General features: G+C 69.9%; 11 protein-coding genes. 3 read left to right on the top strand and 8 right to left on the bottom strand.

Annotated elements, in window-relative coordinates; all coding sequences use genetic code 11:
• Nucleotides 1–113: 113 nt before the first annotated feature.
• The 7 genes from ACFXC1_RS16655 to ACFXC1_RS16625 all read right to left on the bottom strand — a co-directional run bounded on the left by ACFXC1_RS16655 (nucleotide 114) and on the right by ACFXC1_RS16625 (nucleotide 9,500).
• The gene (locus tag ACFXC1_RS16655; RefSeq protein WP_381243282.1) at nucleotides 114–1,571 is read right to left on the bottom strand and encodes a catalase; all 1,458 of its coding nucleotides are present in this window, start codon (nucleotides 1,569–1,571) and stop codon (nucleotides 114–116) included.
• A 97-nt stretch (nucleotides 1,572–1,668) separates the two neighbouring features.
• Nucleotides 1,669–3,762 carry a SpoIIE family protein phosphatase gene (locus ACFXC1_RS16650; protein WP_381243280.1) on the bottom strand — a complete coding sequence of 698 codons (2,094 nt, stop codon included), beginning with the start codon at nucleotides 3,760–3,762 and terminating at the stop codon, nucleotides 1,669–1,671.
• Nucleotides 3,763–4,064: 302 nt separating this feature from the next.
• A complete protein-coding gene (gene fomD, locus ACFXC1_RS16645) occupies nucleotides 4,065–4,757 on the bottom strand; it encodes a cytidylyl-2-hydroxypropylphosphonate hydrolase (protein WP_381243277.1) in 693 nt (230 codons plus the stop codon).
• A gap of 72 nt (nucleotides 4,758–4,829) precedes the next feature.
• Nucleotides 4,830–6,215: a class II fumarate hydratase gene (locus ACFXC1_RS16640; RefSeq protein ID WP_381243275.1), complete on the bottom strand. Its 1,386-nt coding sequence runs from the start codon at nucleotides 6,213–6,215 to the stop codon at nucleotides 4,830–4,832.
• A gap of 37 nt (nucleotides 6,216–6,252) precedes the next feature.
• The gene (locus ACFXC1_RS16635) at nucleotides 6,253–7,005 is read right to left on the bottom strand and encodes a helix-turn-helix domain-containing protein (protein WP_381243273.1); all 753 of its coding nucleotides are present in this window, start codon (nucleotides 7,003–7,005) and stop codon (nucleotides 6,253–6,255) included.
• A 171-nt stretch (nucleotides 7,006–7,176) separates the two neighbouring features.
• Nucleotides 7,177–7,542 carry an SH3 domain-containing protein gene (locus ACFXC1_RS16630; RefSeq protein WP_381243270.1) on the bottom strand — a complete coding sequence of 122 codons (366 nt, stop codon included), beginning with the start codon at nucleotides 7,540–7,542 and terminating at the stop codon, nucleotides 7,177–7,179.
• A 290-nt stretch (nucleotides 7,543–7,832) separates the two neighbouring features.
• Nucleotides 7,833–9,500 (bottom strand): fumarate hydratase, encoded by a 1,668-nt coding sequence (locus ACFXC1_RS16625; RefSeq protein WP_381243268.1) that lies wholly within the window; start codon nucleotides 9,498–9,500, stop codon nucleotides 7,833–7,835.
• Nucleotides 9,501–9,680: 180 nt separating this feature from the next.
• Between ACFXC1_RS16625 and ACFXC1_RS16620 the strand changes: the two genes are divergently transcribed.
• Nucleotides 9,681–10,397, top strand: a complete 717-nt coding sequence (locus tag ACFXC1_RS16620; protein WP_381243265.1) for a DUF1707 SHOCT-like domain-containing protein — start codon at nucleotides 9,681–9,683, stop codon at nucleotides 10,395–10,397.
• A 173-nt stretch (nucleotides 10,398–10,570) separates the two neighbouring features.
• Nucleotides 10,571–10,945 carry a WhiB family transcriptional regulator gene (locus ACFXC1_RS16615; protein WP_026150672.1) on the top strand — a complete coding sequence of 125 codons (375 nt, stop codon included), beginning with the start codon at nucleotides 10,571–10,573 and terminating at the stop codon, nucleotides 10,943–10,945.
• A gap of 102 nt (nucleotides 10,946–11,047) precedes the next feature.
• Here the strand turns inward: ACFXC1_RS16615 and glpX are convergent, their stop codons facing one another.
• Nucleotides 11,048–12,082, bottom strand: coding sequence for a class II fructose-bisphosphatase (glpX, locus tag ACFXC1_RS16610; RefSeq protein ID WP_381243262.1), 1,035 nt, complete (start codon nucleotides 12,080–12,082; stop codon nucleotides 11,048–11,050).
• Nucleotides 12,083–12,207: 125 nt separating this feature from the next.
• Here glpX and ACFXC1_RS16605 point away from each other — a divergent pair, with 125 nt between their 5' ends.
• The gene (locus ACFXC1_RS16605) at nucleotides 12,208–12,729 is read left to right on the top strand and encodes a DUF4245 domain-containing protein (protein ID WP_381243260.1); all 522 of its coding nucleotides are present in this window, start codon (nucleotides 12,208–12,210) and stop codon (nucleotides 12,727–12,729) included.
• Nucleotides 12,730–12,747 lie beyond the last annotated feature (18 nt).

The following is a 12,747-nucleotide window of genomic DNA, read 5'->3' as shown; positions in this document are numbered from 1 at the left end:
CCACACCCCCGCGCGCTCAACCCCCCCCCCCCCGCGCCCCCGTCTCGCCCACCCGCCGCTAACCCCCCGCGCTGGGCCCCCCGCCCCCCGGCCGCCCCCCCTCTCGCGTACCGCTACTCGAAGTTCGCGGCGATCCGGTCGCCGAGTTCCTTGTCCACGTTCTGCCAGTACTGCAGGGCGCGGTCGATGACCGAGCGGGACACGTCGGCCTTGAGGTGGCCGGTGATGTTCGACACCAGGCGGTCGCGGGCCGCGTCGTCCAGGACCTCGCGGACCATCGTGCCGGCCTGCCCGAAGTCGTCGTCCTCGCGGTGCGACTTCGTTGCCTCGCGGACGAGTTCACCCGCGGTCTGCCAGCTCGCCGGGTCGCCGAACCGCGCGTAGTCGGCCGCCGGTCCGCCGTAGGAGTTCGGGGCGTACGGTCGCGCCGCGTTGGACGCCTCGTACCGCATCGGGCCGTCCTTGGCATAGGAGTTGACCTGCGAGTGCGGTCGGTTCGGCGGCAGCTGGGCGTAGTTGGGGCCGATCCGGTAGCGGTGGGTGTCCGGGTAGGAGAACAGCCGGCCCAGCAGCATCTTGTCCGGGGAGGGGCCGATGCCCGGGACCAGGTTCGAGGGCTCGAAGGCGGCCTGCTCGATGTGGACGAAGTAGTCGTCCGGGTTCCGGTTCAGGGTCATACGGCCGACGTCGATCAGCGGGTAGTCCCCGTGCGGCCAGACCTTGGTCAGGTCGAAGGGGTTGAAGCGGTAGTCCGCCGCGTCCTCGAACGGCATGATCTGGACCTTCAGGCTCCAGCTCGGCGCGTTCCCGGACTCGATCGACTCGTACAGGTCCCGGCGGTGCTTGTCGCCGTCCGACCCGGCCAGCTCGTCGGCCTCGGCCTGGGTGAGGTACTCGATGCCCTGATCGGTCTTGAAGTGGTACTTCACCCAGAACCGCTCACCGGCGCCGTTGATCCACATGTAGGTGTGCGAGCTGTAGCCGTTCATGTGGCGGTACGTCTTCGGGATGCCCCGGTCGCCCATCAGCCAGGTCACCTGGTGCGCCGACTCGGGGGAGAGGGTCCAGAAGTCCCACTGCATGTCGTTGCTGCGCAGCCCGGTCACCGGATGGCGCTTCTGCGAGCGGATGAAGTCCTGGAACTTGATGGTGTCCCGGACGAAGAAGACCGGGGTGTTGTTGCCCACCATGTCGTAATTGCCGTGTTCCGTATAGAACTTGAGGGCGAAGCCTCGCGGGTCGCGCCAGGTGTCGGGCGAGCCCTGCTCGCCGGCCACGGTGGAGAACCGGGCCAGCATCTCGGTGCGTTTGCCGGGCTGGAAGAGGTCGGCCCGGGTGAACTGGCTGACGTCGTTGGTGACTTCGAAGAAGCCGTACGCGCCGCTGCCCTTGGCGTGCACCACCCGCTCGGGGACCCGTTCCCGGTTGAACTGGGCCATCTTCTCGATGAGGTAGTGGTCCTGGAGCAGGATGGGGCCGTCGGGTCCGACGGTGAGCGAGTGTTCGTCGCTCTCCACCGGGATGCCGGCGTTGTTCGTGGTGTACGGGGTGTGCTGGGGTGACTGCGTCACGAGCGTCCTCCTGTTCGGAAGAAAGTAGGTCGCTTTCGCTTCGCGTACCCCAGCAGTCAACTCCCACGCCGGGACCTCGGCAACTTTTGGACTAGGTCTAATTCCGGTTCAGTTCGAACCAGACCACCTTTCCGGTGCTGAGCCGGGTCGCTCCCCACCGACGGGCCAGTTTGTTGACCAGGTAGAGACCGCGTCCGCCCTCGTCGGTGGCCCGCGCCTGCCGCAGCCTGGGCAGCTGGGGCACGTCGTCGCCGACCTCGCAGCGCAGCACGTCGGTCCGCAGCAGCCGTAGCGTGACCGGCCGCGAGGCGTACCGCACGGCGTTCGTCACCACCTCGCTGACCAGCAGCTCCACCGAGTCGCTCATGTCCTCCATGCCCCAGCGGGCCAGCGCCCGCCGGGCCAGCCGACGGGCCTGGCCGGGCGCCGAGTCCTCCGGATCGAGGAACCAGTACGCCACATCGCTCGGCGCGATCCCGTCGAAGCGGGCGGCGAGCAGCGCGATGTCGTCGTCCCGGTCGCCCGGGCCGAGCATGTCGAGCACCTCGTCGCACAGGGCTTCCAGGGGCGGCGGATGGTCCGGTCCGGTGAGCTGCGCGACCGCGGCCAGCTTCTCGCGCAGCTGCTCTATCCCGGTCCACACGTCCCGCAGCCGCGACTCGACCAGCCCGTCCGTGTAGAGGAGCAGAGTGGCCCCGGCGGGCGCGTCCAGCTCCACGGCCTCGAAGTCGACGCCGCCCACGCCGATCGGGGCGCCTGGCGGCACCCGCAGGACCTCGGCCCGGCCGCCCAGGTGCAGCAGCACCGGCGGCGGATGGCCCGCGTTGGCGATGGTGATGCGGTGCGAGACCGGGTCGTAGACCGCGTAGAGGCAGGTCGCCATGCGGTCGGTGCCCAGCCGCTGGGCCTGTTCGTCGAGGTGGTGCAGGACCTCCTGCGGGGGCAGGTCCAGGCCCGCCAAGGTCTGTGCGGTGGTGCGGAGTTGGCCCATGATCGCGGCAGATGTCATGGAATGCCCCATGACGTCGCCGACCACGAGGGCGACCCGGCTGCCGGGCAGCGGGATCGCGTCGTACCAGTCGCCGCCGACGCGTGCCGTCTCGGCGGCGGGCAGATACCGGGACGCCAGCCGTACGCCGGTGGGGCGCGGCAGGGTCTCGGGGAGCATGGTGCGCTGGAGTTCGTCGGCGATGTACGCCTCACGGCCGTAGAGCACCGCCTTGTCGATGCCCAGGGCGCTGTGCGTGGCGAGTTGGGCGGCCACCAGGAGGTCGTCGGCCTCGAACGCCATGCGCTCGGGGCGGCGCAGGAAGAGCGCGGCGCCGATCACCCGGCGCCGGCCGCGCAGCGGCGCGAGGATCGCCCGCTGTCCGGCCGGAACGATCAACTCGCCGCCCTCACCGAGCAGTTCGGGCAGCGCGGCGCGGGCGGCGGGGGAGTCGGCGAAGACGGGACGTACGCCCCGCAGCACCTCGTTCAGCGCGCCGCCGGGCCTGACCTCGCACAACTCGGCGGTGACCGCCGAGAGTTCGGACGGCTGCTCGGGCTGGAGCGCGGGCATGAAGCCGTTCTCCGTGTCCCGCTCCTCCGGGATCCGGTCGGTGCGGCGCAGCCGCAGCACGACGGGACCCGTGGGCCGTTCGTCGCCCACCGGCAGCGGATCGCGCAGATAGACCAGGATCGCGTCCGAGAAGGTCGGCACGGTCGCCCGGCACAGCCCCATCACGATCTCGTCCAGGTCGATGCCGCGGGCGATCCGCCGGGTCGCGGCGCCCACGAAGCGCAGCCGGTCCCCGTCCCGCCGCATCGGCATGGGGCCGCCCGGGGGCAGCCCCTGGCCCGTACGGCGCTCCTTGGCGGCGTCGGGGACCTCGCCGCCGCCCGGCTGGGCCGGGATGCCGTCGGGTGCGGGACGCGGGCGGTGGGCGTCGGGTTCGGCGGCCGAGGGCTGGGAGTGCTCGGAGCCACCTGCGGTGTCGGGCTTCACAGGGGTACCTGCCGGGTCCTTCCCCTTGGCGCGGGACGTGCTCGTACCCGGCGCCGAGGACGGCTCACCGGTGCGTGCCTGAGCCGGTAAGGCCGGGGCACCGGACGGCCTTGGCGGCGGCGTCGGGGTACGCAGAAGCGCCCCACGGGGGTCCGTGGGGTCGGCGCCCTGTGGGCGCTCGAAGGAGGTGGGGTGCTCCGTCACGCGTGTCGAATCCGTCCGTCCGGGACCGCACACCGCGTGTGCGGATCGTCCCGCCGAAATGCCGATACCCGGAATACGTGCCCCAGGAACGGAATTCCCGCGTGGTCAGAGGCTGTTCCTGTGCCACCGGTGGACCGGCGGCCCTCAGGGCCGGTGTCGCCGGTGTTGCCCTCGTACCCCTCGCTCACGTCCTGCCGCCCCTCGATGACATCTGGTCAGTCCCGGTACCTGCCCCGGGAGTTGTCGCGGTGCCCTTGCGGAGGACGATCCTACGGTTGCGCACCGGGGGCGCATCAAGGGTCTCATGTGGACATGTGCGCGGGGGTGCGGTCCCAGTCCTCCGGAAGTGAAGGTACAGCCCAGGACGGATCCGGGCGCCAGTGCTGCCAGCCGTCCGCGAAAGGCGAACCCCACGCGCGGATCACTTCCACCGCCGACCAGCCCGCTTCCCGTACCCGCTCGGCGAGTTGGGGATCCATCAGCCCGTCCCGCTGGGCCTGCGTGAACTCGTCCTCGTCACGCCACTGCCAACTCCGGTCCGGCTCAACGGTGATGTCCAGGAAGTGGTCCTCGGAGTCGACCCCGCCCGCCCAACGGGCCAGCGGTTCCTCAAGGTTCACGTACCAGTTCTTGAACCGCCATCCCGGCTCCCAGAACAGCCACACCGACCACGGCTCACCGGGCCGCGCCAGCTTCAGCACACCCGTACCGAACCAGCGGTCCAGCTGCACCGTGCGCGGCTTGGTGTAACGGGTCTCCAGCGGCTCCCCGTGCACGGACGTGCCGTCCGCGAGCACCGGCTTCACACACTCGGTGCCGGGCGCCATCCAGACGGCGAGCAGCTCCTCGTCGTCGCGGACGACCGTGACGGGGCGGGCGATGTGGAAGCGCGGTCCGGCGTTCTCCCGATAGCGCCACAGGATCTGACTCCCGGGCGCCCAGAAGGCCGTAGACGTACCCGCTTCCACCGCTCTCACCGCTCCACCGTCTGCCATGAACAGATATTAGGTGCCCCGGGCATACGACGCTGCGGCGCGCGTCACGGTTCACGCCATGGCGACAATTGGTTACGGACGCGTCATCCGCAGGACATCGAGGGCCTCGTCGAGCTGCGCCTCGGTCAGATCGCCGCGCTCCACATAGCCGTTCTCCAGCACGACTTGGCGGATCGTCTTCCGTTCCGCCAGTGCCTTCTTGGCCACCTTGGCGGCCTCCTCGTACCCGATGTACTTGTTCAGCGGGGTCACGACGGACGGCGACGACTCCGCGTACTCACGCGCGCGCTCACGGTGCGCGACGATCCCCTCCACGGTCCGGTCGGCGAGCAGCCGCGACACATTGGCGAGCAGCCTGATCGACTCCAGGACATTCTTGGCGATCACGGGGAGCATCACATTGAGCTCGAAGTTGCCCGCGGCCCCGGCGGTGGCGACGGTCGCGTCATTGCCGACGACCTGCGCGGCGACCATCAGCACGGCCTCCGGAATCACCGGGTTGACCTTGCCGGGCATGATCGAGGATCCCGGCTGAAGGTCCGGCAGCGAGATCTCGGCCAGTCCGGTGCGCGGCCCGGACGCCATCCACCGCAGATCGTTCGCGATCTTCGTCAGTCCCACGGCGATGGTCCGCAACTGCCCGCTGGTCTCGACGATCCCGTCCCGGGCACCCTGCGCCTCGAAGTGATCGCGCGCCTCGGTCAGCGGCAGCCCGGTGACCAGGGCGACCTCCGCGATCACTGCGGCGGAGAAACCGGGCGGGGTGTTGATCCCGGTGCCCACCGCGGTACCGCCCAGCGGCAGTTCGGCCAGCCGGGGCAGCGAGGCCTGCAACCGCTCGACGCCGTACCGCACTTGGGCCGCGTACCCGCCGAACTCCTGCCCCAGCGTCACCGGCGTGGCATCCATCAGGTGCGTCCGCCCGGACTTCACCACGTCGGCGAACTCGACGGACTTGCGCGACAGCGCGCCCGACAGATGCTCCAGGGCGGGGACGAGGTCGTGGATGACGGCACCGGTGGCCGCGATGTGAATGCTGGACGGGAAGACGTCGTTGGACGACTGCGAGGCGTTGACGTGGTCGTTCGGATGCACATCGCGGCCGAGCCGCTCGGTCGCGAGGGTGGCGATCACCTCGTTGGTGTTCATGTTCGACGAGGTGCCGGACCCGGTCTGGAACACGTCGATCGGGAAGTGCTCGTCCCACGCCCCGCCGGCCACCTCGCGGGCGGCTTCCTGGATCGCCTCCGCGATGTCCTTGTCCAGCACGCCCAGCTCGGCGTTCACCTTGGCGGCGGCCCCCTTGATCCGGGCCAGGGCCTCGATGTGGGCGCGCTCGATACGCTGGCCGGAAATGGGGAAGTTCTCGACGGCACGCTGCGTCTGCGCCCGCCACTTGGCGTCCGCCGGGACCTGTACCTCGCCCATGGAGTCGTGCTCGATGCGGTAGTCGCTCATACCTGTATATCGACCGGGAGGGCGGGGATGTTCCGGGTCAGCGGTCCGGGGCCGTGCAGACGGGCTTTCCGGCCACCTCGGCACACGCCTGCGCCCCGCGCGGGTCCGCGGCGGCCAGCATCGGGCTGCTGTAGCCGTCGGAGCGGTCGCCCGGGTACTCGGCGGACAGTTCGTCCCGGCCCGCCCTGACCGAGATCTCCCGCGCGCCGCCGACCCGGGTGCGCACCTCCGACCAGACGGTCGCGCAGGACGGCGAGTAGCGCAGCCGTACGACCTGGGCGGCCCGCGCGACGACGCTCTCCGTACGGGCGTCCCGGGCGCAGGCCCCGGCGGACGGCAGCTCCCCCTGACAGCCTCCGCTGCGGCAGGAGCCCGCCGTCAGCCGCTCGGCCCCGGCCTCGCGGTCGAGGACATCGGCGGCACCGGCGGTGACCGCGACCGTGGTGGCCATCGCGGCGAGGGCGACGAGGGCGCGGACGGCGGCGCGCAGCCGTCGGGGCCGTACGGCCGGGACCGGGAGTTGAGGCGGCGGGGCGGGCCTGGGCTGCTCCCGAACCGCCGTGTCCCACAAGGAGAGCAGCGGGCCGGGGTCGGTGTGCGCGAGCCGGGCGAGCGCCTCGACGGCGGCCCGGGGCGGGAGTTGGCCGCCGCTGAGATACCGGTGCCAGGTCGACTTGCTGAACGGGGTGACGGCGGCCAGCGCGGCCAGGCTCAGACCGGTCCGCTGCTTGAGGAGGCGGAGCCGTTCCGCCAGGAGCCGCTGCCGCTCGACCGTCACGTGGCTTTCCATCCTGCTCCCTCGCCGTACCGGGGTGACCGCCGTGATCCGTTCCCGGGAACGGTGCGGGGTCACACCCGGATCGCCCCGAATATGCCGGAATATGAAGGGGTGTTGACCCCGCACCACCCGGCGGGACGTACTGCGGTGTCCCGCCGGGTGGTGCCGCTGCTCAGCCGGGCGTCAGCACCAGCGGACGGCGCTGTGGTTGCGGACGTAGTGCGCGGAGACGTAGCCCTCGTGGTGCGGGAGCTTGTACCAGCGGTGGTTGCCGAGGACGCCGGAACCGCGCGTCTTGCAGACGATGGGCAGCACCCGCCCGACCGGCCGCGTACCGACGATCCGGTAGCCGGTGCCGGGGCCCGAGCGGACGTTCAGACGGGTGTAGTGGCGGGTCGTGACGCTGCCCCAGGCGGGGGCGGCGATGTGGTGGCCGGTGACGTGATGCGGCGCCGGGTGCCCGGCCGGGGCGGCGACGGCTGCTGTGGGGAAGAGGGCGACGGCCGCGAGCGCGGCCACGAGACCGTTGCGCAGAGTGCGTCGGATCATGGGGGGTTCCTCCGAGTCGACCGGGGACCACGGGCTGTGATCCAGTCGGTACGGAGCGTTTCCGGTGAAGGGGGTGAAGATGCCGTCCCTTTCATCTCTGGGACAAATCGGGACGACATCCCGTGCAGCGGGACATAATCAGCCCGTCCGGCGTTTGAGGACGAGGCCGTCCAGGCCGACCTGGGGTCCAGGGGGCGGAGCCCCTTGGCGGGGTCGAAGGGGCGGAGCCCTTGGGGATGGGCAGGGCAGGGGCGGCGGGGGCGAAATCAATTGCCGCCGCCCCGAAGGGACTACACCAGCCCCGGCCCCCGAACCGGAATGTGCGTGAACGTCGGCTCCGGCGCCGGGTTCTGGAAGAAGTCGTTGCCCTTGTCGTCGACGACGACGAACGCCGGGAAGTCCTCGACCTCGATCTTCCAGACCGCCTCCATGCCGAGCTCCTCGTACTCGACGACCTCGACCTTCTTGATGCAGTCCTGCGCGAGCCGGGCCGCCGGCCCACCGATCGAACCGAGGTAGAAGCCGCCGTGCGCGTCACACGCGTCGGTGACCTGTTTGCTGCGGTTGCCCTTGGCGAGCATCACCTTGGAGCCGCCCGCCGCCTGGAACTGCTCGACGTAGGAGTCCATGCGCCCGGCCGTCGTAGGGCCGAAGGAACCGGACGCGTAGCCCTCGGGGGTCTTGGCCGGCCCGGCGTAGTACACCGGGTGGTCCTTCAGGTACTGCGGCATCTCCTCGCCTGCGTCGAGCCGCTCCTTGATCTTGGCGTGCGCGATGTCACGGGCGACGACGAGCGGCCCGGAGAGCGAGAGCCGGGTCTTGACGGGGTACTTGGTCAGCTCGGCGAGGATGTCGTCCATGGGCTGGTTGAGGTCGATGCGCACCACATCGGAGGCCTCGTCCAGGTGCTCGTCGGTCGTCTCCGGCAGGAAGCGCGCCGGGTCGGTCTCCAGCTGCTCGAGGAACACGCCCTCTGCGGTGATCTTCGCGACGGCCTGCCGGTCGGCGGAGCAGGACACGGCGATGGCGACGGGGCACGAGGCGCCATGACGGGGAAGCCGGACGACCCGCACGTCGTGGCAGAAGTACTTGCCGCCGAACTGCGCCCCGATCCCGATCTTCTGCGTCAGCTCGAAGACCTTCTGCTCCAGGTCCTTGTCCCGGAAGCCGTGCCCCAGCTCCGAACCCTCGGCCGGGATCTCGTCCAGGTAGTGCGCGGAGGCGTACTTCGCGGTCTTCAGCGCGTACTCGGCGCTCGTACCGCCGACCACGATCGCCAGGTGGTACGGCGGGCAGGCCGCCGTACCCAGCGAACGGATCTTCTCCTCCAGGAACTTCATCATGGAGCCCTCGTTGAGGACCGCCTTGGTCTCCTGGTAGAGGAACGACTTGTTGGCCGAGCCGCCGCCCTTCGCCATGAACAGGAACTTGTAGGCGCCGCCGTCGGTCGCGTACAGCTCGATCTGGGCGGGCAGGTTCGACCCGGTGTTCTTCTCGTCCCACATGGTCAGCGGGGCCATCTGTGAGTACCGCAGATTGAGGTTGAGGTAGGCGTCGTAGATACCGCGCGACAGGGCCGATTCGTCGCCGCCCTCCGTGAGGACGTTCTGCCCGCGCTTGCCCATGACGATCGCCGTACCGGTGTCCTGGCACATGGGCAGCACACCGGCCGCCGCGATGTTCGCGTTCTTCAGGAGGTCCAGCGCCACGAACTTGTCGTTGTTCGACGCCTCGGGGTCGTCGATGATCCGGCGCAGCTGCGCGAGGTGGGCCGGCCGCAGATAGTGCTGGATGTCGTGGATCGCCTCGGCCGCCAGCTTCCGCAGCGCCTCCGGCTCGACCTTGAGGAACGTCCGCCCGTCGGCCTCGAAGGTGGAGACACCCTCGGAGGTCACCAGCCGGTACGGGGTGGTGTCCTCTCCCATGGGGAGCAGATCGGTGTACGCGAACTCAGGCATGTCGCCCATTCCTCACTCGACAGACAGCGCAGCCAGCCTCCATTGGCAGGCGTCCACCAGCGTAGAACCTGCCGCTGACACCGGGCTTGTGAGGTAAGGCTCAGTTCGCCGGGCGCCGCGCCACGCCAACGTTGTCCACACCCCTAGTCGCGATCTATCGCGTTTCGGTACTCTGCTGTCGTGGACCTTCAGAAGCAGCCCGCATCCGCGCCCACGGCTCCGCAGCCCGCGCCCGCCGCCTCCGCGCTGCGCGCCTCGGACGCCGACCGTGACCGCATCGCCGACATCCTGCGCGACGCCCTGGCCGAGGGGCGGCTGAGCGCCGACGAGCACGCCGAGCGGGTCGAGGGGGTGCTGAGCGCCAAGACCGTCGGTGAGCTGGAGGTCTTCATCCAGGATCTGCCGGCCGCCCATGGGCACCGGGCGACGGCCCAGTCGTACAGCCCCGCGCCGAACCGCCCGACCGAGGGCGCGATTCCGGTCGAGGCCGACGAGAACGTGGTGGCGGTGTTCAGTTCGGCGATGCGCAAGGGCCGCTGGCGCGCCGGGCGCCGCATGCACGCGTACGCCGTGTTCGGCAGCGTCGAGATCGACCTCAGCGAGGCGATCTTCGAGTACCAGCAGGTCGTCATCAAGGCGATCTCGGTCTTCGGCAACGTGGAGATCCGCGTCCCGGAGAACGTGTCGCTGCGCGGCACCGGCGGCGGTGTCCTCGGCAACTTCGAGGTGGACACGCTGGACTCGCTGGAGCCGGACGCGCCCGTGATCTACGTCGACGGGTGGGCCGTACTCGGAAACATCGAGGCAAAACCCAAGCGCGGCAAGCTCGTTGCGGACATTCTCGATCGGGTTCAGCGCAAGGTCGACAAGGGTTTGCGCAAACACCTGGACCGTTGACGGTTGTGAATCGGGACACATGTGGAGCTGATCGGTCCACGCCGGTCCGCCCCTGACTTCGCGCACAAGCGCACGGAAACCAGCGGTTCGGAACTCAGTGCATAGGCGCGCGCACAGCGGGTAGGCCTTGCTGCATCGTCTCTCGCTCGCGAAGCCGTCGTCAGGAGTAGACCGTGCTGCAACCGCCGCATTCGTCCCTGCAGGTAGCTGCTGTTCCGGCCCAGCGGGTGCCTGCGCGAGACAGGGACCAAGACGCTCCCTGGCACACCGAAGCGGTGTGCCGGCGCGACGAGGCCGGCCTGTTCTTCGCACCCTCCAAGGAACCCACCGCCGCCCGACTCTCCCGCGAGGACGCCGCCAAGCGCGTCTGCGCGCGCTGTCCGGTCATGGTCGAGTGCCGCGAACACGCCCTCCTCCAACCCGAGCCCTACGGCGTCTGGGGCGGCCTCACCGCCGCCGAACGCCGAGTGGTCCTGGCCAGGCGCCGCCGCCGCGACCTGGAGCTCCAGAAGGCGAGGGCGGCGGGCCGCATAGCAGCGGCGGGCTGACCGACGTAGAAGAGGCGCCCCCACCGCACCGGGGGCGCCTCTTTCACGTACGACCGTGTGGTCGTGGTTGTGGCTGTGGTTCTGGCTGTGGCTTCGGCGTGGCTACTTGGCCCGGTCGAAGTCGATCGCGCTGTAGGCCCGCAGCTTGCTCAGCCGGTGCTCCGAGTCGATCCGCCGCACCGTCCCGGACTTCGACCGCATCACGATGGAGTCGGTGGTCGCGGTCTCCGACCGGTACCGCACGCCCCGCAGCAGCTCCCCGTCCGTGATCCCGGTCGCGACGAAGAACACGTTCTCGCCCGACACCAGGTCGTTCGTGGTGAGCACCCGGTCCAGATCGTGCCCGGCGTCGAGCGCCCGCTGCCGCTCCGCGTCGTCCTTGGGCCACAACTTGCCCTGGATCACGCCCCCGAGACACTTCACGGCACAGGCCGAGATGATGCCCTCGGGCGTACCGCCGACACCGAGCAGCAGATCGACGCCGGTACCTTCCCGCAGCGCGAGGATCGAACCGGCCACATCCCCGTCGGAGATCAGCTTGATCCGCGCACCGGTCTCCCGGATCTCCTTGATGATCCCGTCGTGCCGCGGCCGGTCCAGGACGACGACGGTGACGTCCTCGGGCGTGACCCGCTTGGCCTTGGCTACCCGGCGGATGTTGACGGAGATCGGCGCCTCGATGTCGACGAACTCGGCGGCCTCGGGCCCGGTGACCAGCTTGTCCATGTAGAACACGGCGGACGGGTCGAACATCGAACCCCGGTCCGCGGCGGCCAGCACGGCGATCGCGTTCGGCATGCCCTTGGCGTTGAGCGTGGTCCCGTCGATCGGATCGACGGCGATGTCGCACTCGGGCCCGGTCCCGTCACCGACGCGCTCGCCGTTGAAGAGCATCGGCGCCTCGTCCTTCTCGCCCTCACCGATGACGACGACGCCGTTCATCGAGACGGTGGAGACGAGGGTCCGCATGGCACGCACGGCGGCACCGTCGGCGCCGTTCTTGTCACCGCGCCCGACCCAGCGGCCCGCGGCCATCGCGGCGGCTTCGGTCACCCGGACGAGTTCCAGGGCGAGGTTGCGGTCGGGGGCCTCGGAGGGGACTTCGAGTTCGGACGGCAGATGATGATGCTCGGTCATCGGAGCGCACCTTTCTGATACGACGACGGCCGGATGAGGGTATGGCCACGACTCTATCGCCAGGCAGACAAAATGAGCAGGGGGCCCCACGGATGAGCGGCCGGGGCACCTGCGACGATAGGGGCGTGGCAGGTTCGAACGGCAAGCAGAAGACGGTCCGGGACATGATTCTCTCCCTGGGCCTGATCGGGATCGCGGCGGCGATCGTCTACATCTTCATCCCGCACAGCGACCACGCTCCGGACGTCAAGCGGGTCGACTACCGCGTGGAACTGCTCACGGCACGCCGCGCGGCGCCGTACCCGGTGGCGGCGCCGGAGGGCCTGCCCAAGACCTGGAAGGCGACCTCGGTCCGCTACGACGGCGCCGCGTTCAACGCCTGGCACCTCGGGTTCAGTGCCCCCGGTGGTCAGTACGTGCAGATTGAGCAGTCGACTCAGAAGCCGTCCGACTTCGTCGACACCGCGAGCCAGGGCGCCGCCGCGACCAGGACCACCCAGACCATCGACGGCCACACCTGGACCCGCTACACCGGCGGCCGCTACGACGCCCTCGTGCTCGCGGACAAGGGCTCGACGACGGTCGTGGCGGGCACGGGATCCTTCGCCCAACTGACCGAGATGGCAAAGGCGTTGAAGACGAAGTAGCCCGAGTGGTGTCCCGCG

The organism is Streptomyces hokutonensis, from assembly GCF_042751305.1.
In the GTDB taxonomy this organism is placed as follows: Bacteria; Actinomycetota; Actinomycetes; order Streptomycetales; family Streptomycetaceae; genus Streptomyces; species Streptomyces hokutonensis_A.
Note: the sequence above shows the minus strand (reverse complement) of the source record. Positions and strands in the feature narration are given on the sequence as shown.

What these genes read in the sequence shown, in the direction of transcription:
- fomD (WP_381243277.1), bottom strand. Translation starts at nt 4,757, where the DNA reads ATGGCAGACGGTGGAGCGGTGAGAGCGGTGGAAGCGGGTACGTCTACG.
- ACFXC1_RS16640 (WP_381243275.1), bottom strand. Translation starts at nt 6,215, where the DNA reads ATGAGCGACTACCGCATCGAGCACGACTCCATGGGCGAGGTACAGGTC.
- ACFXC1_RS16635 (WP_381243273.1), bottom strand. Translation starts at nt 7,005, where the DNA reads ATGGAAAGCCACGTGACGGTCGAGCGGCAGCGGCTCCTGGCGGAACGG.
- ACFXC1_RS16630 (WP_381243270.1), bottom strand. Translation starts at nt 7,542, where the DNA reads ATGATCCGACGCACTCTGCGCAACGGTCTCGTGGCCGCGCTCGCGGCC.
- ACFXC1_RS16625 (WP_381243268.1), bottom strand. Translation starts at nt 9,500, where the DNA reads ATGCCTGAGTTCGCGTACACCGATCTGCTCCCCATGGGAGAGGACACC.
- glpX (WP_381243262.1), bottom strand. Translation starts at nt 12,082, where the DNA reads ATGACCGAGCATCATCATCTGCCGTCCGAACTCGAAGTCCCCTCCGAG.